The sequence below is a fragment of the Pseudonocardia sp. Ae717_Ps2 genome (assembly GCF_001932475.1).
GTDB lineage: Bacteria > Actinomycetota > Actinomycetes > Mycobacteriales > Pseudonocardiaceae > Pseudonocardia.
In genome coordinates this window covers 3,225,357-3,248,610 of sequence record NZ_MCIS01000001.1, presented here as the reverse complement: position 1 = coordinate 3,248,610, position 23,254 = coordinate 3,225,357, and the positions used below count along the sequence as shown (strand labels likewise).

Sequence of the window (23,254 nt, the reverse complement as noted above, 5' to 3'; positions counted from 1 at the left end):
CTCCCCCCACGTCCCCCGGAAGGACACCCCCGATGCGCCTCCGTTCCCTGTCCGCCGCCGCGCTCCTCGCGACCGTGGCCGCCCTCCCGCTCGCCGGCACCGCCTTCGCCCAGGACCGAAACTGCAAGGACTTCGCGAGCCAGGCCGACGCCCAGGCGGCCCTGACCCCGGGCGACCCCGAGAACCTCGACGCGAACGACAACGGCGTGGCCTGCGAGGACTACGACTACGGCGTCGCGTCCACCGCCACGGCCGCGTCCGACGACTCCACCCAGGTCACCGCGACGCCGGTCGGTGGCGTCGAGGCCGGTGGCGGCCCGGCCGACGTGCTGCCGCTGGCGCTCGGTGCCGTCGCCGCCGGTGGTATCGGCGCGGTCGCGGTGCGCCGCGTCGCCGTCGGTCGCCGCGGCTGATCCCGGCACGTGCCCGGCTCCGCCCTCCCGGTGCCCGGCCCCGCCGCACCGTCCGGTGCGCGGGCCGGGCACGGCGCCGTGGCCGGGGACCGGTCCGGAGGCGGATCGGTGGCCGGGGACCGGTCCGGAGGCGGATCGGTGGCCGGGGACCGGTCCGGAGGCAGAACGGCGGCCGCAGACCGGTCCGGACATGGGCCGGTGGCCGCGGACTGGTCTGGACATGGGCCGGTGGCCGGTGACCGGGCCGGGACGGTGCGGCGCGGGAGCCCGGACCGGCGGCGATGGGCGCGGCGCCGGGCCGGTGCGCTGCGCCGGGTGACACGGGTGCTGGCGCCGCTCGGTGTCCTCACCGCCACGCTGCTGCTCGCCGACCCCGCGGGCGCACCCGAGCCCGGGGCGACGGCCGTCGCGTCGGTCCCGGTGACCGCTCCGGGGCCCGCACCGGGCGCGTTGCTGCCGCCGGGGCCCGCGCCGCTGGTGCGCTCGGAGCCGGTCCGGCTCCGGGTCGACCGGCTCGGGCTCGACACCGTGCCCCGGCCGATGGGGCTGACCGCGGACCGGTCGATGGAGGTCCCCGCGGACGCGGGCACCGTCGGCTGGTACACCGGCGCGCCGACCCCCGGTGAGGTCGGGCCCGCCGTGCTCACCGCGCACGTCGACTGGAAGGGGCTCCCCGGAGCCTTCGCCGACCTGGACACCCTGGAGCCCGGCGACGAGATCCGCGTCGACCGCGCCGACGGGACGTCGGTGGTGTTCGCGGTGCGCCGGGTCGGGCGCTTCCCCAAGGCGGAGTTCCCGACCGCCGAGGTCTACGGCGACCTGGACCACGCGGGCCTGCGCCTGATCACCTGCGGTGGGGTGTTCGACCGGTCGGCCCGCAGCTACCTCGACAACGTCGTGGTGTTCGCCGACCAGGTCCGCTGAGCGGCCCGGCCGTCCGCGCCCCCCGTCCGCGCTCCGCGCCCCGCCGAGTGGGACCCGGGCCCGCCGCGCCGTCGCGGTCCGTCGCCCCTCGCTCGTCGAGATGCAGCTCAGCGGGCTGCGGAGATCGACAACTCCCGCTGAGCTGCATCTCGACGGCAGGGCCGCCCCGGGGCAGGGACGGCCGGGGCAGGGACGGCCGGGGCAGGGACGGCCGGAACCGGGGCGCCGCGCTCACCTGCGGCGCCCGGTGCCCCGTCCCGGTGTCGCGGTGCGCGGGTCCTCCGGCCAGGCGTGCTTCGGGTAGCGCCCGCGGAGCTCGGCCCGGACCTGCGGGTAGGCGTTGTCCCAGAACGAGTCCAGGTCCGCGGTGACCGCGGTCGGGCGCCCGGCGGGGGAGAGCAGGTGCAGCACCACCGGCACCCGCCCGTCGGCGACGGCGGGGGAGCCGGTCCACCCGAACACCTCCTGCACCTTCACCGGCAGCGCCGGGGCCGCCCCGGAGTAGTCCAGCGCGATCCGGGACCCGGTGGGGACGGTGAGCCGCTCCGGGGCCAGCTCGTCGATCCGCCCGGCGAGCCCGCCCACGGCCGCGGCGACGTACCGGCGCAGCGCGGGCCCGGCGTCGACCCGTGCCAGGTCCGAGCGTCGCCGGGCGGTGGCGAGCGGACCCGCCAGCCACCCGGCGGGATCGGCGGCGGAGTCGAGGAGCGCCTCCTCGGACACGTCCGGCCACGGTGCGCCCAGCACCCGGTGCAGGAAGCCCAGCCGCTCGCGCAGCGACACCGCGCCCGCCGTCCAGCGCAGCAGACCGGTGCCCTCGGCGCGCAGCCCGGCGACGAGCGCGTCGCGGACGGCACCCGGGTCGGGGGAGCGGTCGGGCTTCTCCGACAGCACGATCGCGCCGAGCCGGTCGACGGTGCGGGCGCGGACGTCGCCGTCGCTCCAGACGACCTCCGAGCCGGTGACCCGCAGTGGTGCGGCGGCCCGCAGCGCGGTCGGGGCATCGGTGGCCGCGGCGAGGCGGACCCGGCCGTGGGTCTGCCCGGGTCTCCGGTCGGCGACGGCCACGGCGAGCCACTCGGCGTCGCGCAGGGGACCGGGCGGGACCTCGACGGCGGTGCCACCGGCCATCAGGAACACCCCGGCCGCGGTGTCGCGGCGCCGGGCGAGCCGTTCCGGGTGGGCGAGCCCGGTGACCAGCGCGACGAGCTCGGCGCCCGCAGCCCCCTCGGCGCGAACGGTCCGTCCCCGGGCCCGCGCCGGTGTCCCGGCGGCAGCGCCGGAGCGGGCCCCGGTACTCGGCGACCCCGTGCCCGGCGACCCCGTGCCCGGCGACCCGGTGCCCGGAGACCCCGTGGCCGGCGACGCGGCAGCCGCGGGGGACGAGGAGGCCGCGGGTGTGGCAGCGCGGGCGCGGTGCAGTGCGCCGGTCAGGCGGTCCCGGTCCCCGCGCCACCGCCCGGCGCCGGGGGCGTCGCCGGAGCGCAGCCGGGCCAGCGCGGCGGTCAGGTCGTCGGCGGGGCCGGCGAGGGTGTCGTCGTCGAGGACCGCGACGATCCCGGCGACCTCCCGCGGGTCCCCTCCGGCGGCGACGCCGTCGAGCAGCGCCCTGGCGAGGCGCGGGTGCAGGCCCAGCGCGGAGATCCGTCGTCCCCGGTCGGTGACCGCGCCGTCGGGGCCGATCGCGCCGAGCGCGGTCAGCACCCCGCGTCCGGCGGCCAGCGGACCAGCCAGCGGGGCGTCCCACCAGCGCAGACCGCTGCCGTCGGGGGTGCCCCACACGGCGAGGTCCAGCGCGAGCGCGGTGAGGTCGGCGGTGCGGATCTCGGGGTCCGGGGCGTCGGCGAGCACTTCGCCCTCGGGCCAGCAGCGGTAGGCGACGCCGGGTGCCTCCCGCCCGGCGCGGCCCGCGCGCTGGGTCGCGACCGCGCGCGAGACCCGGCGGGTCACGAGGCCGGACAACCCGCGCCGGTGGTCGGTGTGCGGGACCCGGACCAGCCCGGAGTCGACGACGGCCCGCACCCCGGGCACGGTCAGGCTGGACTCGGCGACGGCGGTGGCGAGCACGATCCGCCGCCGTGGCCCGTCGCGCAGCGCCGCGTCCTGCTCGGCGGCGGGCAGCCTGCCGTGCAGCGCGAGGACGTCGGCGTCGGGTCCGAGCTCGCGCAGCGCCGACGCGGTCCGCCCGATCTCCGCGACGCCCGGCAGGAACGCCAGCACGCTGCCGTGCTCGAGTGCCCGCACGCACGTCCGGGCCACGGTGCTCTCGATCCGCTCGGTCCCGCCGCGGCCGGCCCGGGCGGGCGGGACGTGGGTGACCGCGACGTCGTGGCTGCGTGCGGCGACCTCCAGCACCGGCGCGGGCCGGTCGTCGTCGCCCAGCAGTACGGCCGGGCGGGCCGCGTCGAGGGTCGCGGAGGTGGCCAGCAGCCGCAGGTCGGGACGGAGCCCGTCGCGGGCGTCGAGCAGCAGGGTGAGCAGCAGGTCCGCGTCGAGGTGGCGTTCGTGCACCTCGTCGAGGACGACGGTGGACACCCCGGCCAGCTCCGGGTCCCCGGCGAGGCGGCGCAGCAGCAGCCCGGAGGTGACGACCTCGATCCGGGTGCCGGGCCCGGTGCGGGCGTCGCCGCGGACGCGGTAGCCGACCGGCCCGCCGACCTCGGTCCCCAGCAGCGACGACATCCGGGCCGCGGCGGCGCGGGCGGCGACCCGGCGCGGCTCGGCGACCAGCACCGTGCCCTCCGGCGCCGGGGCGAACCCGTCGAGCCCGGCCAGCGCGAGCGGCACGAGGGTGGTCTTGCCGGTGCCGGGCGGGGCGACGAGCACGGCGCCGCCGCGGTCGTCCAGCGCCGCGCGCAGGTCGTCGAGGACGACGCGGACCGGCAGGTCGGGGAGTGGGGACATCACCCCCGAGTATGGGTCAGGCCAGCCCGCTGTAGGACAGCACCATGATCACGACGACCGCGGCGGCGAGCCCGGTGGTGATCAGCAGCAGCGCCCAGCCAGGCAGCACGGTCCGGTCGAGCACCGGGGCCGCGGGACGGTGGGTGGCGGCGGTGGCGGGCATCGTTGCTCCTGGGGCTCGGGCTGCGTCATACGGACGAACCTGATGTCGCACCCGGACCACGAATCGTTAACCGTGGTCCCCGAAACTGATGACGGCTACCGTCGGGATCGACATCGACGACGATGTCAGGCCCAGCTCCCCGGAGGTGCGATGAGCTCGCCCACCACGACCCGACCGGCATCCGACGCGGCCCGCGTGGCACAGGCCGCCCGGGAGGTGGTCGAGGCCCACGACCCGCGGTCGGTGCCACGCGAGGAGCTGTTCGGCGCCCTCTACGACGCCGGCCTCGCCTGGGTGCACCACCCCGAGGGGCTCGGCGGGCTCGGTCTGTCCCGCGGGCTGCAGCCGGTGGTCGACCAGATCGTCACCGACGCCGGCGGCGAGCGGATGTTCGCGGTCAACCCGATCGGCTACGGCATGGGCGCGCCGACCGTCGTCGAGTACGGCGCGGACCGCGAGCAGGTCGCGGCATGGCTCCGGCCGATGGCCACCGGCGAGGAGATCTGGTGCCAGCTGTTCAGCGAGCCCGGCGCCGGCTCCGACGTCGCGGGTCTGGCCACCTCCGCGGTCCGCGACGGCGACGAGTGGGTCGTCAACGGGCAGAAGGTCTGGACGACCCTGGCCCACGTCGCGCGGTGGGGGATGCTCGTCGCCCGCACCGATCCCGAGCAGCCCAAGCACCGCGGACTGACCTACTTCGTGATCGACATGGCCCAGCCGGGCGTCGACGTGCGCCCGCTGCGCCAGATGACCGGGCAGGCCGAGTTCAACGAGGTCCACCTGTCCGACGCCCGCGTCCTCGACGCGCACCGGCTCGGGGAGGTCGGCGCCGGCTGGAAGGTCGCGATCACCACCCTGATGAACGAGCGCACCGCCATCGGCGGGGTCACCGGGCGGCGCGGCAGCGGCGTCATCGGCGAGGCGCTCGGCCTGTGGCGGGCCCACCCCGACCGGCACACCCCGGTGCTGCGCGACCGGCTCGCGGCCCTGTGGACCCGCGCCGAGACCCACCGCCTCACCCTCGCCCGCGCGCGACGCACCGCGAGCGCCGGGCAGCCCGGCCCGGAGGGCTCGGTGTCCAAGCTGGTCGGCGCCGAGCTGAACCAGGACGTCTACGAGTTCTGCATGGACCTGCTCGGTCCGGACGCGCTGCTCTACGACGACTGGTCGATGGACCGCAGCCGGGTGCACACCGACCCGAACTCCACGGTGCAGCAGCGCTTCCTGCGCTCGCGCGCGAACACCATCGAGGGCGGCACCTCGGAGGTCATGCGCAACATCCTCGGCGAGCGCGTCCTCGGCCTGCCCGGCGAGCCCCGGTCGGACTCCGACCGCCCCTGGAAGGAGGTCCCCCGTGGCTGAGCAGGAACTCCGCGAGTTCGACGTCACCGACGAGCAGCGCGAGCTGCGCGCGGCACTGCACCGCTTCGCCGAGCGCCAGCACGACGAAGCCACCCTGCGCCGGCTCGTCGACACCGCCGACGGGTTCGACCGGGCACTCTGGAGCCGCCTGGGCACCGAGCTCGGCGCGCTGTCGCTGGCCGTCCCCGAGGCCCTCGGCGGCGCCGGCGGGACCTGTGTGGACCAGGCCGTCGCGGCCGAGGAGCTCGGTGCGGCACTGGTGACCGGACCGCTGCTGGGCACCGTCGCGCTCGCGGTCCCGGCGCTGGTCGCGGCCCCGACCGGCGCCGAGCGCGACGCGCTGCTCGCAGCACTGGCCGACGGCTCGCGCACCGCGGCCCTGGTCGCCGTGCTCACCGCGCCCTACGACGGCGCGTCCGCGGCCGGAGTCACCGCCGACGGCGACCGGCTCACCGGCACGGTCTCCCACGTCCCGGACGCGGGCGCCGCGGACGTGCTGGTCGTCGCGGCAGCGGGGGTCGACGGCCCGGTGCTGGCCGTCGTCGACGCGAGCGCCGACGGGGTGCGGGTGGAGCGGCGCGGCTCGTTCGACGTGACCCGCCCGGTCGCCGGGGTCGTCCTCGACGGCGCGACCGGCACCGTGCTCGCCACCGGCGCGGACGCCGACGGCGCACTGCGCCACGCCTTCCGCACCGCCGGGGCGCTGCTCGCCGCCGAACAGGCGGGCATCGCCCGCCGGCTGCTCGACCTGACCGTCGCCTACGCGAAGGAACGGCTGCAGTTCGGCAGGCCCATCGGGTCGTTCCAGGCGGTCAAGCACCGGTGCGCGGACATGCTCGTCGCCGTCGAGCAGGCCCGGACCGCGGCGCTGCACGCGGCCTGGGCGGTCGACGACCCGCGCATCGACGAGGCCGACCTCGCGGTGTCGATCGCGCAGGCCACCTGTTCGGAGACGGCGTACCGGGTGGCCGCGGACGCGGTGCAGCTGCACGGCGGGATCGGGTTCACCTGGGAGCACGTCGCGCACCTGTACTACAAGCGCGCCGTCGCCGACGCGGCCCTGCTCGGGTCCGCCGAGGCCCACCGCGAGCGCATCGCCGCGCTGGTGCTCGACACCCTCGGCGACGACGTCCGCGAGCCCCGGGTGGCGACCGGCTGAACGCCGGGGCCGGGTCAGACCTTGTTCAGACCCGGCTCCCGGTCCGGCACCACGAACGACGCCGCCGTGCGCACCGTGGCGGTGGGCTCGCTGACCCGGGACACGGTGCGGAAGTCCGCACGCATCTGCGCGGGGGTGAAGGTCGCCAGCACGTAGCCGCGCCGGTCGAGCGACCACACCGAGCTGCCGCTGCCACCGGACTTCGCGTCGCCGTCGCCGTCGCCGCCGGAGGTCACCGAGGTGGTGACCAGCTCGGTGCCGGCGACGCTGTCGTCGTCGCCGGGGATGTCGTTGGCGTGGTGCACGTGCTCGTCCCCGGTGAGGACGACGGCGTTGCGCACGCCCGCCTCGGTCCAGCCGCGGACCACCCGTTCCCGGGAGCCGGTGAACTCCCCCCAGGTGCCGGACTTGCCGCCCCGGCGCGGGGCGAAGAACACCTGCTGGGCCAGCACGTCCCAGCCGGCCGCGGAGTCCCGCAGGCCCCGCAGCAGCCAGCGTTCCTGGTCGGCGCCGAGCATCGAGCCGCGCATCCGGTACTGGCGGGTGTCCAGGACGTGGAAGGTGGCGAGCGAGCCCCAGGACAGCCGCCGGTAGAGCTGGATGTCCGGGCCGTCGGGCACCGAGGCCCGACGCAGCGGCATGTGCTCGTAGTAGGCCTGGGCCGCGGCCCGGCGCCGGTCGGTCGTCGCGCCCTCCCAGTCGTTGACGACCTTGTGGTCGTCCCACACGACCACCCACGGGGCGACGGCGTGCGCGGCGCGCAGGTCCTCGTCGGAGCGCTGGTGGGCGTGGGTACGGCGGTACCCGGCGAGGGTCGTCGGCTCCGGCGGCCCCGGGTCGCGGACCTCGCCCCGGTCGGTCTCGTAGAAGTAGTCACCCAGGTGCAGGACGAGGTCGGGGGCGTCGGCGGCCAGCCCGCGGTAGGCGGTGAAGTGGCCCGCCCCGAACTTCGCGCACGACGCCGTCGCGATCGTCAGCGACGCCGCCGCGGCACCTGCGGCGGGCGCGGTCCGGGTGCGCGCGGCGGGGGAGAGGTGTCCGCCGGTGCGGAACCGGTAGAAGTACTCGCGTCCCGGGGCGAGCCCCGCGGGCTCGGCGTGCACGCTGTGCGCGAGCTCGGGGGTGGCGGTCTCGGTGCCGCGTGCCACGACCCGGGCGAAGCGCTCGTCCTCGGCGACCTCCCACTCGACCTCGACCGCCCGGTCGGGCATGCCGCCGCGGCCGTCCTCGGCGTCGGGCTCGGGGGCGAGGCGGGTCCACAGCACCATGCCGTCGGGCGACGGGTCGCCCGAGGCGACGCCGAGGGTGAACGGGTCCGGCGTCGTCGCCTGTCGCAGCGCGCCGGCGAACCAGCGGGGCACGGCGGCGGGCTCGCCACCGGGTGTGGCCGGCACCAGACCGGCGGCCGCGGCCCCGAGGGTGCCGAGCAGCACGCTGCGGCGTGGCAGTGCGGTCACATGTCCTCCTGAGCGCGGGTCCGGCGGAGCCGTCCATGCTCCGCCCCGGCGGACCGGACGGCGGGGTGCACGCGCCGGGGCCGGTCTCGCCGGACGAGTGAATCACAGCGCGTGTCCGGGCACGGGGACTCGGACAGAACCGGCCCGATGCACGTCCGGGCCCGCGATGCGCCCGCGCCGACGGGCCCCGCACGACGTCACCTGATCAGTGCGTCGAGGGTGACCGGCAGGTCGCGTACCCGGATGCCGGTGGCGTCGAAGATCGCGTTCGCGACGGCGGCGGCGCTGCCCACGGTGCCGAGCTCGCCGAGCCCGCGGGCGCCCGCCGGGCTGAAGGCGGTGTCGGTGTAGTCGAGCCAGGTCACGTCGATCGGCGGGATGTCGGCGTTGACGGCGACCAGGTAGTCGCCGAGGTTGCCGGCGGCGAAGCGTCCGTTCTCCTCGATGGGGTTGGTCTCCAGGAGCGCGCCGCCGATGCCGAAGACGATGCCGCCGACGAGCTGGCTGCGCGCCGTGCGGGCGCTGAGCACGCGGCCGACGTCGAAGACGCTGGTGAACCGGTTGATGCGGGGCTCGCCGGTGTGGCGATGGACCCGGACCTCGCAGAAGTGCGCGCCGAAGCCGTGCGCGGCCAGGTTCGAGTCGGGCGGGGCCGGTGGCGGCGGTGTCATGGCCTCGACCGCGGGCCGGTGGGCGACCTCGAGCAGTTCGGCGAACGAGGCGGAGTCGGCGCCACCCTCGATGCGTCCCTGCCGGTACGCCAGGCCGGCCGGGTCGCGTCCTTCGAACGGTGACCCCGCGGTCCGCACGGCGAGGTCGGTGAGCGTCGTGATCAGTGCCCGTGCGGCCGACCGGATCGCCGGGGCGAGGATGCCGGCGGCGCGGGAGCCGACGGCGGGCGCACCGAGGGGCAGGCTCGAGTCGCCCAGCTCGGCGACGACGCGGTCGATCGGTACGCCGAGCGCGTCGGAGGCGACGATCGAGACCATGGTGTAGGTCCCGGTGCCGAGGTCGGGGGTCGAGGCCGACACCACCACCTGCCCGGTGTCGCGCAGCTGCATCCGTACCGCCCCCGGGTCCGCGTGGGCGGGGTAGACCGCGCTGGCCATCCCGGTGCCGATCAGCCAGTCGCCCTCGACCCGGGTGCCGGGGACCCGGTTGCGGCCGGCCCACCCGAACCGCTCGGCCCCGGCGCGGTAGCAGTCGGCGAGGCGCCTGCTCGTCCAGGTCTGTCCGGTGGCGGGGACGGTCGTGGCCTCGTTGCGCAGTCGCAGCTCGATCGGGTCCATGCCCAGGGTGACGGCGAGCTCGTCCATCGCGGTCTCGAGCGCGAACGCGCCCGGCGCCTCGTTCGGGCCGCGCATCGCCCAGGTGGCCGGGGTGTCCATCGGGACCAGCCGCTGGTCGATCGCGAGGTTGCGGGTGCGGTACAGGACGCCGGTCGTCTCGGTCGCCGGGGTCAGGGGCCAGCCACCGACCGCGGGCATCTCGGCGGCGCTCTGGTGCGAGACCGCGGTGAGCGTGCCGTCGCGGTCGGCGCCGAGCCGGACCCGTTGGGTCAGCGCCGGTCGGTGCCCGGTCAGGATCATGCTCTGTTCCCGGGTGAGGGTGAGCCGGACGGGGCGGCCGAGCTCCCGGGCGGCCACCGCGGCGAGCGCGGCCTCGCTCCAGGCGGGCACCCGGGCGCCGAAGCCGCCGCCGACGAAGGTGCTGATCACCCGCACCCGGTCCGGGGTGGCCCCGACGCGGGCCGCGACGGTGGCCGCGTAGAGCGGGGGGATCTGGCTGCCGGAATAGACGGTGAGGTGGTCGTGCTGCCACACCGCGGTGGTCCCGTGCGGCTCCATCGGAACGTGGCTCTGCGGCTCCTGGCGCAGCGTCGTGTCCACCACGACCGCGCTCGCGCGCAGCGCGGCGTCGATCGAGCGCACCCCGGGCGCGAGCACCGTCGGGTTGGGCGAGGGGCCTTCGGGGGACATGCCCGGTGAGGGCACCCCCGGCAGGCCGGCGGACAGGGAGGTCCGCGCGGATGCCTGGTCGTACGTGGCGGTGACCAGCGCGGCGGCGTCGCGGGCCTGCTCCGACGTCACGGCCACGACGAGGCCGATGATCTGGCCGCGGAAGCGGACCTCCCGGTCCTGCAGCGGGACGTAGTTCTCGCCGAACCCTGGCGGCGCGGGGTAGAGCCGCAGTGGCGCGAACGGGGTGTGGACCGCGACCACACCCGGTGCCCCGCGGGCGGCGTCGACGTCCATGGAGCGGAGCCGGCCGCGGGCGATCGCGCTGACCACGACGTGCCCGTGGAGGGGGCGGTCGACGGGGTGGTCGGCGGTGTAGCGGGCGGCGCCGGTGACCTTGAGGCGACCGTCGACGCGGGCGACGTCGCTGCCGATCGGAGTGCTCACGACTGCCCTCCCAGGGCGAGAAGGGCGCGCACCAGGGTGCGGCGGAGCAGGGCTGGTTTGAACACGTTGTGCGGGAGCGTCCGGGCGCCGTCGGCGGCCGGTGCCGCGGCCGCCTCGTAGGTGGCGAGGGTGGCGGGCTGCCCGACCAGGGCGCGTTCCACCGCACCCAGGCGCCAGGGGCGGGTCCCGATCCCGCCTGCGGCGACCCGGGCGCTGCGGATCCGGCTGCCGCTGATGTCGAGCGCGACCGCGACGGAGGTCAGGGCGAACTCGTAGGACTGTCGGTCCCGGATCTTGACGTAGGTCGACCGGGTGGCCCACGGCAGCGGTGGCACGGTCAGCCCGGTGATCAGCTCGCTGTCCCGCAGGTCGTTCTCGACCTGCGGGCTGTCGCCGGGCAGGCGGTAGAACTCCGCGAGCGCGACGGTGCGCGCACCCTGCCGGCCCTCCAGGTGCACCTGGGTGTCGAGCGCGACGAGCGCGACGGCGACGTCGCTCGGGTGGGTGGCCACGCAGCTCTCGCTGGTGCCCAGCACCGCATGCATCCGGTTGTGCCCGGTGAGCGCCGCGCAGCCGCTACCGGGTTCGCGCTTGTTGCAGGGCGTGGTGAGGTCGCGGAAGTAGCCGCACCGGGTGCGTTGCAGCAGGTTGCCGCCCATGCTGGCCATGTTCCGCAGCTGCGGCGACGCGCTGAGCTCGAGCGCCTGGCTGATCATCGGGTAGCGGGTGCGGACGCGCTCGTCGAGGGCGACGTCGCTCATCCGCTCCAGCGCGCCGATGTGCAGGCCGCCGGCGTCGACGCCGATCCCGCGCATCGGCAGCCGGTTGATGTCCACCACGCGGGAGGGGGCCAGCACCTCCAGCTTCATGAGATCGACGAGGGTGGTGCCGCCGGCGAGGTAGGCGCTGTTCTCGTGCGCCGCGGTCAGGGCCGCGCGCACCGATCCGGGCCGGGTGAAGTCGTAGAGGCGCATCAGCGCATCGCCTCCCGACCGGACTTGACCGCCTCGACGATGCCCGGGTAGGCGCTGCACCGGCAGATGTTGCCGGACATGCTCTCGCGGATCTCCTCGTCCGATCCGGCTCGCCCCTCCTGCACCAGCGACACCGCCGACATGATCTGGCCGGGGGTGCAGAAGCCGCACTGGAACCCGTCGTGGTCGATGAACGCCTGCTGCATGGGGTGCAGCTCGTCGCCGTCGGCCAGGCCCTCGATCGAGGTCACCTCGGTGTCGTCCAGGGTCGCCGCGAGCGTCAGGCACGACAGCACCCGGCGGCCGTCGACCTGGACCGTGCACGCTCCGCACTGGCCGCGGTCGCAGCCCTTCTTCGTGCCGGTCAGCGCGAGCCGCTCCCGCAGCGTGTCCAGCAACGTGGCCCGAGGGTCGGTCTGCAGGTGGATCCGGTCGCCGTTCACCCGCAGGGTGAGCTCGACCAGGTTCTGCCCGGGTGCCGTCACCGTCGGCGTGGTCACGGTCTCGGCCACCCTCGGCGCGACGACGAGCGCCGCCCCGGCCGCGACGGCGCCGGTGCCCCCGAGGAACCACCTGCGGGACAACCGTCGTGTCCCGTGTGGACGATCTTGTTGTGGGTCGGTGGGAGACATCGCTACTCCTCACGAACGCGCCCCGACGCGCGGGGCTGGAAGAACGGTGGAAGGGCTCGGAACGACCGGCCGTCCGAGCAGGACGTCGACGGCGTCGATACTGGCGAGCTGCGGAGAGCTCAACCAGGGACCGTCGATCCGCCCTTCGGCCCACCCCCGATGGTCCAGGTGCCCCGCGTGCCCGAGCAGCTGGTCCGTCCGGCGGGAAGAACACGGCGGACGGAGGCGTTGTGATCACCCGTGCGGGGGACGGGTGTGCGGCTGGTGAGCCGGCGGGTGATCGACCTGTGTCGTCGTCCCAGCACGGGCTGTCGGCGCTGCCACCCCGCCCACGCCCGTTCCGCATCTCCTGGGGGATCCCCGTGTCGTTCGTCGTCCGTGCCGCGCGCGCCTGGCAGCGCCCGCGTGTGTTCGCTCTGCTCACCGTCGCCGGGCTCGTGCTCGGTGCCCTGCTCGGGCTGACCGCCCGGGTCACCGGCTCGGAGGGGCTGGCGTCCACGCTGGACACCGTCGGCAGCCTGTTCACCGGGCTGCTCCAGTTCACCGTCGCACCACTGGTGTTCCTCGCGATCGTGGTCGGCATCGTCAGCCTGCGCGACCTCGGCGGCGGGCGCGCCGCGGCCAGGCTCGGCGGCCGCACCGTCGCGTGGTTCGCCGGGACGTCGCTGGTCGCGGTGCTGATCGGCATCGCGATCGGGCTCGTCGGACGGCCCGGGCAGGGCGTCACGATCGCCGCCGACCCGGCCGCCGTCGAGGCGGTGGGCAAGCGCACCGCCGGGTCCTGGCAGGCGTTGCTGTCGAACCTGGTGCCGGACAACCCGGTCGCGGCCTTCGCCGACGACAACGTGCTGCAGGTCGTGCTCGCCGCGCTGCTGGTGGGTGCCGCCGCCTACGCGCTGGGGGAGAAGGCCGAGCCGTTCGTCGCGTTCTCCCGCTCCGCCTTCGAGGTCGTCCTGACGATCATCCGCTGGATCGTCGTGCTCGCCCCGATCGGCGTGCTCGGCCTGATCGGCAACGCGTTCGCCACCTACGGCAGCGGCGTCGTCTCCTCACTGGCCGGGCTCATCGTCACCGTCTACCTCGGCTGCGCGATCGTGCTGTTCGGTGTCTACCCGTTGCTTCTCGGGGTCGTGGCCGGGATCGGCCCGCGCCGCTTCTTCGGCACCACCTGGCCGGTGCTGCAGTTCGCCTTCGTGTCCCGCTCGTCCGGGGCGACGCTGCCGATGTCCCGGCAGGCCGCGATCGACCTGGGTGTGGACCGCAACTACGCCGGGTTCGCCGTCCCGCTGGCCACCACCACCAAGATGGACGGCTGTGCCGCCGTCTACCCGGCCCTGGCGACGATCTTCATCGCGCACATCTCGGGGATCCAGCTGGCCGCGTGGCAGTACGTGGTGATCGCGGCGGTCGCCGTGTTCGGTGCGCTCGCGACGGCCGGGACCACCGGCTGGTTCACCATGCTGACGCTGACCCTGGCCGCGGTCGGGATGCCGCCCGCGGTGATCGCCGCCGGTATCGCCGTGGTCATCGGGATCGACCCGATCCTGGACATGATGCGCACCGCGACCAACGTCGCCGGGCAGATCACCGTGCCGACGCTCGTCGCCGCGCAGGAGGGCATCCTCGACCGCGGGGACGCGACCGGCCCGGTCACCGCCTAGCCCGCCGAGCCGGACACGGCGGGCGCGTCGCAGGAGGCCGCGTCCGTCGCCGGACGCACCTCCTCGGTCTGACCGCCGCCGGTCGGACCGCCCGGCCCGCCGTACCGCGCCCGTCGCGCGGACGGCGGGCCGTGGCGCGTCCCGAGCCGGGTCAGCGGGACGCTTCGACGATGAGGACGTGCGCGACCAGCGTGCCGACCGGGCCCGTGAGCTGCCGGCCGAGATCCGCGCCCAGCTCGCCGAGGGGCCGCTCCCGCACGTCCCACCCCGCCGCGCGCAGCACCGACGCCGGCGCGGGGCGGCGCCGGGTGTCCCACAGCTGCGCGAGGTCGCTGCCCATCGCCGGGGCCATCGCCCGGACCTCGTCGGTGTGCAGGTACTCGTCGGCGACGGCCAGGTCCACCGCCTCCAGCGCGACCCTGCTGCCCGGCGCGGACAGCTCGTCGACCCGGGCGAGCAGGTCCGCCTCCGCCTCCGGCGGCAGGTAGGCCAGCAGGCCCTCCACCAGCCACGCAGTGGGGCGGCCGGGGTCGAAACCGGACCCGCGCAGTGCGCCCGGCCAGTCGTCGCGCAGGTCGCAGGGCACCGCGACCCGCCGCGCCCGGGCAGCGGTGGCGCCGAGGACCCGCTGCTTGTGGGCCAGCACCTCGGGCTGGTCGATCTCGTACACCGACGTGCCGTCCGGCCAGGCCAGCCGGTAGGGGCGCGCGTCGAGCCCGGCCGCCGGGACGACGACCTGCCGCACTCCGTCCGCGGCCGCCGCCAGCAGCGCGGCGTCGAGCACCCGGGTGCGGATCGCCATCATGTCGACCAGCGCCCGCCAGCCGACGCCGCCGTCGTCGTCGGCACCGCGGGGGAGCGGGAGCCCCGGCGCGGCGGCGTCGACGAGTGCGCGCGCGTACGGGTCGACCACCAGCGGGTCGGGGCGCTCGGCCTCGGCGGCGCGGGCCGCGGCGACGGCCAGTGCGGTCGCGCCGACGCTGCGGGTGACGTCCCACCCGCCGGGGACACTGTTGCCACCGGCCGGGACGTTGCCGTGCGGTACTCCGGACATCGGTCCTCCCAGGAGGTGAGCAATGCTCACGATCATGGTGCGGCATGCCGTGCGACGGCGCACCGCGGCATGACCGGGATCACTCGTCCGGATCACGGGAACCCGGTGGGCGGCACCCGGCGTTGATCCCCCGTGCATCTCCCGGCGCCCCGCAAGGTCCCTGTCGCCGTCGTCGCCGTCGTCCTGCGCGGGGCGGTCGTCGCCTGCGTGCTGGCGGCGCTGGTCGTGGTCGAACTGACCTCGCGCAGCGGCGTGGCCTGGCGTCTGACCACCTTCACCTACCAGGTCAACCTGCTCGCCGCGGCCTTCTACCTCTGGACCCTGCTGGGGCGCCGGTACGACGCGCGGCCCGCGGTCCGTGGTGCGGTCGTGGTCTACCTGCTGGTCGCCGGCCTGGTCTGGGTGCTGTTCCTGTCCGGGCGCTCGACGGGCTTCACCCCGGCCAACGTGCTGCTGCACATCGTCGTGCCGGTGTTGGCGCTGGCCGACTGGGTCCTCGTCCGGCCCGCCCGCGGAGGGCTGCGCTGGTGGCACCCGCCGGTGTGGCTGCTGTTCCCGGCCGCGTACCTCGGGCTGGCGCTGGCCGTGCTCAACGGGGCCGGCCGGCGCGCGCCGTACTACTTCCTGGACCCGGACGCCGTCGGGGCGGGTGGGCTGGCCTGGAACGTCCTCCGGCTGGCGGCCGGATTCCCGGTCCTGGGCTACCTGGTCCTGCTGGCCGGGCGGACCGGGTCCCGCGTCCCCGGGCGGGCGGTGGGCGAGGTCGTCCCCGGGCGGGCGTGAGCGGCGTCGCACGGATTCGTGACAGTCAACTCTGACTGTTTCCTGCTACCGTCGCAGGTGAGTCGACGGCCCCGACCCGGGTGCCGTCCACCGTCGCGAAGGAGCGAACACCGTGCGAGACGCAGTCATCGTCGAGGCCGTACGCAGCCCGGTCGGCAAGCGCAAGGGCGGCCTGGCGGACGTCCACCCCACGGACCTGTCCGCGCACGTTCTGCGCAGCCTGGTCGAGCGCTCGGGCGTGGACCCGGCGCAGATCGACGACGTCCTGTGGGGCTGCGTGTCCCAGACCGGGGAGCAGACCTTCGACATCGCCCGCAACGCCGCGCTGGCCGCCGGGTTCCCCGAGACCGTCACCGGTGTGACCGTCGACCGCCAGTGCGGGTCCAGCCAGCAGTCGGTGCACTTCGCGGCCGCCGGCCTGATCGCCGGGCAGTACGACGTGGCCGTCGCCGGCGGTGTCGAGTCCATGACGCGGGTGCCGATGGGGTCCTCGCTGCAGGGCCAGGACCCGTTCGGCAGCGACTTCGCCACCCGCTACGGGGTCGCCCCGAACCAGGGCGTCGGCGCGGAGATGATCGCCGAGAAGTGGGGCTTCTCCCGCACCCAGCTCGACGAGTTCGCGCTGCTGTCGCACGAGCGCGCCGCCGCCGCGCAGGACGACGGCCGGTTCGACGGTCAGCTCGCCCCGCTGGCCGGCGTGACCGCCGACGAGGGGGTCCGCCGCGGCGGGACCGTCGAGGGCCTCGCCCAGCTCAAGACGGTGTTCAAGGACGCCGACCAGGGCGGCGTCATCCACGCGGGCAACTCCTCGCAGATCTCCGACGGCTCCGCCGCGCTGCTCATGACCACCAGCGAGAAGGCCCGCGAGCTCGGCCTGACCCCGATCGCCCGCGTGCACACCGCGGTCCTCGCCGGCGCCGACCCGGTCATCATGCTGACCGCCCCGATCCCCGCGACGGAGAAGGCGCTGAAGCGTTCCGGTCTGTCGCTCGACGAGATCGGCGCGTTCGAGGTCAACGAGGCGTTCGCGCCGGTGCCGCTGGCCTGGCTGGCCGACATCGCGGGCACCACCGACACCGCGTCCGGTGTCGGCGAGCGGCTCAACCCCAACGGCGGCGCCATCGCGCTGGGCCACCCCCTCGGCGGCTCCGGCGCGCGGATCATGACCACCCTGGTCCACCACATGCGCGACAACGGCATCCGCTACGGCCTGCAGACCATGTGCGAGGGCGGCGGCCAGGCCAACGCCACCATCCTCGAACTCCTCTGACACCCGCTCCCCACCCGGAAGGAAACAGACAGAACATGGACATCAACGGTTCCGTCGCCGTCGTCACCGGCGGTGCGTCCGGCCTGGGCCTGGCCACCACGGAGAAGTTCGTGGAGCTCGGCGCCAAGGTCCTGATCATCGACCTGCCGTCGTCGCAGGGCGAGGCCGTCGCCGACAAGCTGGGGGACAACGTCCGCTTCGTCGCCGCCGACGTCACGAGCGAGGAGCAGGTCTCGGCCGCCCTCGACGCCGCCGAGGAGCTCGGCACCGTCCGCGTCGCGGTCAACTGCGCCGGTATCGGCAACGGCATCAAGACCTTCGGCAAGACCGGCCCGTTCCCGCTGGCCGACTTCGCCAAGGTCATCAACGTCAACCTGATCGGCACGTTCAACGTGATCCGGCTGGCGGCCGAGCGCATCGCCAAGTCCGACCACGTCGACGGCGACCGCGGCGTCATCATCAACACCGCCTCGGTGGCGGCCTTCGAGGGCCAGATCGGCCAGGCCGCCTACTCGGCGTCCAAGGGCGGCATCGTCGGCATGACCCTGCCGATCGCCCGTGACCTGGCGAGCATCGGCATCCGGGTCAACACCATCGCCCCCGGTCTATTCGAGACGCCGCTGCTGGCCGGTCTGCCCGAGGACGTCAAGACCTCGCTGGGCAAGCAGGTGCCGCACCCGTCGCGGCTGGGGCAGCCCGCGGAGTACGGCAAGCTCGCCGCCCACATCGTGGAGAACCCGATGCTCAACGGCGAGACGATCCGTCTCGACGGCGCGATCCGCATGCAGCCCCGCTAGTCCCCCTGCCGGTACCCCAGAGAGGAGGCGGCGCCGTGAAGCGCACGCTCTACGAGTCCGACCACGAGGACTTCCGCGAGGCCTTCCGGGCCTTCGTCGAGAAGGAGATCGCCCCGCACGAGGCGCAGTGGGAGCGCGACGGCGTCGTCTCCCGGGAGCTGTTCACCACCGCCGGCGCCAACGGGTTCCTGGGCATGGACGCGCCCGAGGAGTTCGGTGGCGGCGGGGTGCGGGACTTCCGGTTCAACGCGATCGTCTCCGAGGAGGTGCTGCGCGTCGGTGCGGCCGGTTCGGGGCTGGGCCTGACTCTGCACAACGACATCGTGCTGCCCTACCTGCTCGCCTACACCACCGACGAGCAGAAGCAGCGATGGCTGCCGGGCGTCGTGGCGGGGGAGAAGATCCTCGCCATCGCGATGACCGAGCCGGGCATCGGCTCGGACCTGGCGTCGATGTCGACGACCGCCATCCGCGACGGCGACCACTACGTCGTCAACGGCGCGAAGACCTTCATCACCAACGGGATCAACGCCGACCTCGTCGTCGTCGCGGTGAAGACCGACCCGTCGCAGAAGCACAAGGGCATGAGCCTGCTGGTGCTCGAGCGCGGGATGGAGGGATTCGAGCGCGGCCGCAACCTCGACAAGCTGGGCATGCACGCCCAGGACACCGCCGAGCTCTCCTTCACCGACGTGAAGGTGCCGGTGGAGAACCTGCTCGGGCCCGAGGAGGGCAAGGGCTTCGTCCAGCTGGTCGAGAAGCTGCCCCAGGAGCGCCTGTCGATCGCCGTCGCCGGGGTGGCCGCGGCCCGGACGGTGCTGACGAACACCCTGGAGTACGTCAAGGAGCGCAAGGCGTTCGGGTCCCCGGTCGGCTCGTTCCAGAACTCGAAGTTCGCGCTGGCCGAGATGGACACCGAGATCGACCTCGCCGAGCACTACGTCGACGACTGCGTGCGGGCGCTGAACGCGGGCGAGCTGACCGCCGTCGACGCGTCGAAGGCGAAGTACTGGTGCACCGAGCTGCAGGGCCGGGTCGCCGACCGCTGCCTGCAGCTGCACGGCGGCTACGGCTACATGAGCGAGTACCCGGTCTCCAAGGCCTACGCCGACGCCCGCATCACCCGGATCTACGGCGGCACCACCGAGATCATGAAGGAGGTGATCGGCCGGGGTCTGGGACTCTGAGCCGATGACCGACAGGCGATCATGAGCACATCATGAACTCCGAACACCCTCCGGCGGTCAGGAGCCGGGCGCAGCGGTCGGAGGACAGCCGCGCCCGGATCCTGGACGCCGCCGTGGCCTGCCTCATCGACGGCGGCTACTCGGGCTCCACGACCCTGACCATCCAGTCGGCCGCCGACGTGTCGCGCGGCCGGCTGCTGCACCACTTCCCCAGCCGGGACCGGTTGCTGGTCGCGGCTGCGCAGCACCTGGCGGTGAAGCGCGTCGCCGACACCGAGGAACGCGTGCGACGGGTGGTCGAGACCGACCCGGTCGGCTCGTTCGAGCGGGCCGACCGGGTCATCGAGCTGTTGTGGGAGAGCTTCTCCGAGCCCCACTTCTGGGCGGCGGTGGAGCTCTGGACCGCGGCCCGGTCCAACGCCGAGATCGCCGAGGCGCTGCGACCCGAGGAGAAGCGCCTCGGCGCGGCGATCCGGGCGTCGATGGCCCGCATGTTCGGCGACGAGCTCGCCGGCCGCCCGCGGTTCAAGCAGCTGCGCGACCTGCTGCTCACCTCGATGCGCGGCACCTCGCTGACCTACACCTTCGACCCGCGCGACCCGGGCAGCGACCCGATGCTGCCCCAGTGGAAGGACCTGGCCCGGGTGCTGCTCGGGCCGTGACCGGCGCCCCGGGTGTCGGAGTCCTCAGGTGCGGTAGCTCTCAGGTGCCGAAGCTCAGCCCGAACGGCGGCGTCGCACCCTCGGGAACGACGGGCGGCGCCGGCGGCCGCACCGCGACCCGGTCGCGGCCCGCGTGCTTGGCCTCGTAGAGCGCGGCGTCCGCGGCGGCCAGCAGCCCGTCGAGGTCCGTGCCGTGGTCCGGTGTCGTCGCGACGCCGACCGACACCGACAGCCCGGTGACCCGGCCCGCGGTGGCCGTGTCGACCTCCAGCGCGCGCACGCCCCGGCGGATCCGCTCGGCGACCTCGCGGGCCCGGTCGTCCAGGGTGTCGTCGGCGCGCATCCCGCCGAGCGTGACCACGAACTCCTCGCCGCCGAACCGGCCGGCCAGGTCCTCGTCGCGCACCTCGGTGGTGAGGACGTCGGCGACGGCCTGGAGCACGTCGTCGCCCGCCAGATGGCCGTGCCGGTCGTTGACCGCCTTGAAGTGGTCGAGGTCGAGGATCAGCACCGCGCCGGCGCGGTCGGTGCGTGTGTCCCGCTCCAGCATCTGGCGGCTGCGCCAGCGCCACGCCGCCGGGTTGAGGAGCCCGGTCTTGGCGTCGGTGTCGACCTGTGCCTCGAGCTGACGCACCAGGGTCGTCTGTTCGACGACGAGCAGCGGCAGCACCGCGAGCAGCGCGAACCAGGGGGAGGTGTTGGCGAGCACGACGGCGACCAGCCCGCCGATCGACAGCGTCGCCAGCTCCAGCCCGATGTCACCGCCCCACAGGATCGCGAGGAACCGCGACCCCGGTGCGGTCAGTCGCAGCACCGACACGACCAGCAGCGTGTTCACCGTCGTGTAGGCGACCAGCGCGCCCAGCACCAGCGCCGCGTTCTGCGCGGTCGCCGGCGCCCCGCCCCAGCCGCCGACCAGCGCGAGCAGTCCCGCGACGGTGTGCACGGCGAGCAGGACCGTGGCGGCGCTGTAGACCTGGCGGTGCGGCGGCGTGCCGCTCGGGCGCACCACCCGCAGGTAGAGGTGGACGTAGATGACGGCGACGACGGCCGTCGCGAGCACCGGCGGCAGCAGCAGCGCCGCCGCGAAGGTCCAGACCGAGGTCATGTTGATGTAGCGGGTCTCGGCGATCCGGCGCCGCAGGCGTTCGGCGTTGACCGACAGCTCGGTGTGCACCGCGGCCACCAGCATCAGCAGCCCGCAGAGCAGCGCGTCGGTCCGCGTCGGCGCGGCCCCGGTCAGCGCGCCCGCGACGACGGCGGCCACCGCCGCGGACTCCACGGCCAGGACGAGCAGCAGCGGGCGCACCGGCAGGCCGAGCAGCGACCGGGCGTCCAGCACACGACGGCGACGCCGTGCCGGGCGCGGTGCCACCGGGCCAGAGGTCACGTCGCCTGCCTGTTCGTCGGGTGCGTTAGGGGTATCGGGTCGAGCCTACGCGGGAGTAGGGCAAGCGGTTGCCGTTCGTGTCGCAGCGGCCCGAGTCCGCGCCGAGCGGCCCGAAACCGACGACGAACGCCTCAGGATTGCGTTAAACCGTGACGGAGCGTTGTCCATCGCTTACGCTGGACCTGTCATCACTCGATCGTGGAGCGTGCCGTGCGTCCTGACGTGCGGACCGCAACGGCGTCCGTTCCGGGACGGTGAGAAGTACTCCGGTCGAGGGGAGAGTGCTCGTGCGCAACTGGGACTGGTGAACCGTCATCGGCGCCGCGCGGGACGCTCGGTCGTCCCGCGCGGCGCCGCCGTCCGTGGCCGCCGACCGGTGTCGGGTCGGGTCCCGGGCACGTACCCGTCCCTGCCCGTGTCCCTGTCGTCAGAACCGGTGACGCTCGGACGGGGCATGCGACACCCTCGTCCGGCGGTGTGTGCGCGCCTGCACTCCATACTCTGAACGGGTGACACGTTCGTCACTCCACTGCTCCGACCAGCGCAGACGAGCCGTTGCGGCCGGGTTCCGACGATCACCCCCTAGGCGGGACGTCCACCTTCGTGTTGCAGTTAGCCTCGCCTTATCTGAGGCGTGCCGAAGCAACGAAAGGACCGTGATGGCGAACCCCGCGAACGCGAACCCCCACTCCGCCCCGGAGGTACTCGACGTAGTGGGGGTCGGGTTCGGGCCGTCGAACCTCGGCATCGCGATCGCCCTGCTGGAGCACAACGCGGCGGCCCCGGCCGACGCGCGGGTGACCGCCCGGTTCGTCGAGCGCCAGGATCGGTTCGGCTGGCACCGCGGGATGCTGCTCGAGGACGCGACCATGCAGGTGTCCTACCTCAAGGACCTCGTGACGTTGCGGAACCCGACCAGCGGCTTCTCCTTCCTGTCCTACCTGCACGACCGCGACCGGCTCGCCGACTTCATCAACTACGGCTCGTCGTTCCCCACCCGCCGCGAGTTCCACGACTACCTGGAGTGGGCCGCCGCACGGGTCGGCGAGGTCAGCGACGCCGCGGGCTCCCCGGTGACCGTCGACTACGGCAGCGAGGTCGTCGAGATCGAGCCCGTGCCCGGCGACGGGGTGGTCGACCTCCTCGACGTCGTGGTGCGCACCGGCGAACGGGTGGAGCGGCTGCGGACCCGCAACGTCGTGCTCGCCTGCGGGCTCACCCCGGTCCTCCCGCGCGGGATCACCGCAGGTGGACGCATCTGGCACAACCGCGACCTGCTCTTCCGCACCCGCGAGCTCGCCGGCGCCTCGCCCGCGCGGTTCGCCGTCGTCGGGGCCGGGCAGAGCGCGGCGGAGACCGTGGAGCACCTGCACCGCACCTTCCCGACCGCCGAGGTGCACGCGGTGTTCGCCCGCTACGGCTACAGCCCCGCCGACGACACGTCCTTCGCCAACCGGATCTTCGACCCGGCCGCCGTCGACGACTTCTTCACCGCCCCGGACGAGGTCAAGGACCGCATCCTCGGCTACCACGCCAACACCAACTACTCGGTGGTCGACCCCGAGCTGATCGAGGGCCTGTACCGCACGCACTACCACGAGCGGGTCGCCGGCCGGGAGCGGCTGCGCTTCCGCAACGTCTCCCGGGTGGCCGACGTCGTCGACGTCGGGGACCGGGTGGAACTGGCCATCGAGTCGCTCATCGACGGCGAGCGCGAGGTCATCACCGCCGACGCCGTGGTCTACGCGACCGGGTACCGGTCGGCCGACCCGCTGTGGCTGCTCGACGCCGGCCTGCAGCAGGCCTGCGGGCGCGACGGACAGGGCCGGCTCGACGTGCAGCGCGACTACCGCGTCCGCACCGGTGCGCTCCCCGGTGGCGGAACGGTCCGGGCCGGCGTCTACCTGCAGGGTCCGACCGAGCACACGCACGGCATCACCTCGACCCTGCTGTCCAACATCGCCGTGCGGTCCGGAGAGATCGTCGCCTCGCTCGTCCGGGGAACGGCGGTCGCCTCCCCGGAGGCGAGCGGACGCGACACCGCCACCGTCTGAGCT

The 23,254-nt window shown here is 74.6% G+C and carries 19 protein-coding genes; 11 read left to right on the top strand and 8 right to left on the bottom strand.

The genetic code is table 11. The annotated features are described in order from the left end of the window. Positions 1-32 precede the first annotated feature (32 nt). A complete protein-coding gene (locus Ae717Ps2_RS15050) occupies positions 33-413 on the top strand; it encodes an excalibur calcium-binding domain-containing protein (RefSeq protein ID WP_075306829.1) in 381 nt (126 codons plus the stop codon). Positions 414-641: 228 nt separating this feature from the next. Beyond that, entirely contained in the window at positions 642-1,337 is a 696-nt protein-coding gene (locus Ae717Ps2_RS15045; protein WP_233147570.1) for a class F sortase, read from the top strand. Positions 1,338-1,568: 231 nt separating this feature from the next. On the opposite strand, the gene Ae717Ps2_RS15040 is transcribed toward Ae717Ps2_RS15045, so the two are convergent. Both Ae717Ps2_RS15040 and Ae717Ps2_RS37340 read right to left on the bottom strand, forming a co-directional pair. Beyond that, a complete protein-coding gene (locus Ae717Ps2_RS15040; protein ID WP_075333523.1) occupies positions 1,569-4,241 on the bottom strand; it encodes an ATP-dependent RNA helicase in 2,673 nt (890 codons plus the stop codon). A 16-nt stretch (positions 4,242-4,257) separates the two neighbouring features. Then, positions 4,258-4,404, bottom strand: a complete 147-nt coding sequence (locus Ae717Ps2_RS37340) for a hypothetical protein (RefSeq protein ID WP_020622758.1) — start codon at positions 4,402-4,404, stop codon at positions 4,258-4,260. 150 nt (positions 4,405-4,554) lie between these two features. Between Ae717Ps2_RS37340 and Ae717Ps2_RS15035 the strand changes: the two genes are divergently transcribed. After that, the gene (locus tag Ae717Ps2_RS15035) at positions 4,555-5,766 is read left to right on the top strand and encodes an acyl-CoA dehydrogenase family protein (RefSeq protein ID WP_075306827.1); all 1,212 of its coding nucleotides are present in this window, start codon (positions 4,555-4,557) and stop codon (positions 5,764-5,766) included. Next, positions 5,759-6,925, top strand: coding sequence for an acyl-CoA dehydrogenase family protein (locus Ae717Ps2_RS15030; protein ID WP_075306825.1), 1,167 nt, complete (start codon positions 5,759-5,761; stop codon positions 6,923-6,925). The genes Ae717Ps2_RS15035 and Ae717Ps2_RS15030 overlap by 8 nt, the downstream gene beginning before the upstream one ends. 14 nt (positions 6,926-6,939) lie before the next feature. Here the strand turns inward: Ae717Ps2_RS15030 and Ae717Ps2_RS15025 are convergent, their stop codons facing one another. The 4 genes from Ae717Ps2_RS15025 to Ae717Ps2_RS15010 all read right to left on the bottom strand — a co-directional run bounded on the left by Ae717Ps2_RS15025 (position 6,940) and on the right by Ae717Ps2_RS15010 (position 12,225). Then, on the bottom strand, positions 6,940-8,382 hold the full coding sequence (locus Ae717Ps2_RS15025) for an alkaline phosphatase (RefSeq protein ID WP_075333522.1): 1,443 nt from the start codon (positions 8,380-8,382) through the stop codon (positions 6,940-6,942). Between the two features lie 197 nt (positions 8,383-8,579). Then, positions 8,580-10,787 carry a xanthine dehydrogenase family protein molybdopterin-binding subunit gene (locus Ae717Ps2_RS15020; RefSeq protein WP_083702379.1) on the bottom strand — a complete coding sequence of 736 codons (2,208 nt, stop codon included), beginning with the start codon at positions 10,785-10,787 and terminating at the stop codon, positions 8,580-8,582. Continuing rightward, complete coding sequence (locus tag Ae717Ps2_RS15015) at positions 10,784-11,761, bottom strand: xanthine dehydrogenase family protein subunit M (RefSeq protein ID WP_075306821.1); 978 nt, start codon at positions 11,759-11,761, stop codon at positions 10,784-10,786. The genes Ae717Ps2_RS15020 and Ae717Ps2_RS15015 overlap by 4 nt, the downstream gene beginning before the upstream one ends. After that, positions 11,761-12,225 carry a (2Fe-2S)-binding protein gene (locus tag Ae717Ps2_RS15010; RefSeq protein WP_233147774.1) on the bottom strand — a complete coding sequence of 155 codons (465 nt, stop codon included), beginning with the start codon at positions 12,223-12,225 and terminating at the stop codon, positions 11,761-11,763. Before Ae717Ps2_RS15010 ends, Ae717Ps2_RS15015 begins: the two co-directional genes overlap by 1 nt. 530 nt (positions 12,226-12,755) lie before the next feature. Between Ae717Ps2_RS15010 and Ae717Ps2_RS15005 the strand changes: the two genes are divergently transcribed. Beyond that, positions 12,756-14,054: a dicarboxylate/amino acid:cation symporter gene (locus Ae717Ps2_RS15005; protein ID WP_075311902.1), complete on the top strand. Its 1,299-nt coding sequence runs from the start codon at positions 12,756-12,758 to the stop codon at positions 14,052-14,054. Between the two features lie 151 nt (positions 14,055-14,205). Here the strand turns inward: Ae717Ps2_RS15005 and Ae717Ps2_RS15000 are convergent, their stop codons facing one another. Further along, positions 14,206-15,108 carry an SAM-dependent methyltransferase gene (locus tag Ae717Ps2_RS15000; protein WP_075306819.1) on the bottom strand — a complete coding sequence of 301 codons (903 nt, stop codon included), beginning with the start codon at positions 15,106-15,108 and terminating at the stop codon, positions 14,206-14,208. 132 nt (positions 15,109-15,240) lie between these two features. Here Ae717Ps2_RS15000 and Ae717Ps2_RS14995 point away from each other — a divergent pair, with 132 nt between their 5' ends. The 5 genes from Ae717Ps2_RS14995 (at position 15,241) to Ae717Ps2_RS14975 (ending at position 19,807) form a co-directional block, all read left to right on the top strand. Next, complete coding sequence (locus tag Ae717Ps2_RS14995) at positions 15,241-15,891, top strand: Pr6Pr family membrane protein (protein ID WP_075333521.1); 651 nt, start codon at positions 15,241-15,243, stop codon at positions 15,889-15,891. A gap of 112 nt (positions 15,892-16,003) precedes the next feature. After that, positions 16,004-17,161 carry an acetyl-CoA C-acyltransferase gene (locus Ae717Ps2_RS14990; protein ID WP_020625372.1) on the top strand — a complete coding sequence of 386 codons (1,158 nt, stop codon included), beginning with the start codon at positions 16,004-16,006 and terminating at the stop codon, positions 17,159-17,161. A gap of 35 nt (positions 17,162-17,196) precedes the next feature. After that, a complete protein-coding gene (locus tag Ae717Ps2_RS14985; protein ID WP_075333520.1) occupies positions 17,197-17,958 on the top strand; it encodes a 3-hydroxyacyl-CoA dehydrogenase in 762 nt (253 codons plus the stop codon). A 35-nt stretch (positions 17,959-17,993) separates the two neighbouring features. Then, positions 17,994-19,145 carry an acyl-CoA dehydrogenase family protein gene (locus tag Ae717Ps2_RS14980; protein WP_020625370.1) on the top strand — a complete coding sequence of 384 codons (1,152 nt, stop codon included), beginning with the start codon at positions 17,994-17,996 and terminating at the stop codon, positions 19,143-19,145. 32 nt (positions 19,146-19,177) lie between these two features. Beyond that, positions 19,178-19,807, top strand: a complete 630-nt coding sequence (locus tag Ae717Ps2_RS14975) for a TetR/AcrR family transcriptional regulator (RefSeq protein ID WP_020625567.1) — start codon at positions 19,178-19,180, stop codon at positions 19,805-19,807. Positions 19,808-19,847: 40 nt separating this feature from the next. Here Ae717Ps2_RS14975 and Ae717Ps2_RS14970 read toward each other — a convergent pair whose 3' ends face one another. After that, on the bottom strand, positions 19,848-21,197 hold the full coding sequence (locus Ae717Ps2_RS14970; RefSeq protein WP_075306815.1) for a GGDEF domain-containing protein: 1,350 nt from the start codon (positions 21,195-21,197) through the stop codon (positions 19,848-19,850). 659 nt (positions 21,198-21,856) lie between these two features. Here Ae717Ps2_RS14970 and Ae717Ps2_RS14965 point away from each other — a divergent pair. Then, positions 21,857-23,251, top strand: a complete 1,395-nt coding sequence (locus tag Ae717Ps2_RS14965) for a lysine N(6)-hydroxylase/L-ornithine N(5)-oxygenase family protein (RefSeq protein ID WP_075306813.1) — start codon at positions 21,857-21,859, stop codon at positions 23,249-23,251. The last annotated feature ends 3 nt before the right edge of the window (positions 23,252-23,254 follow it).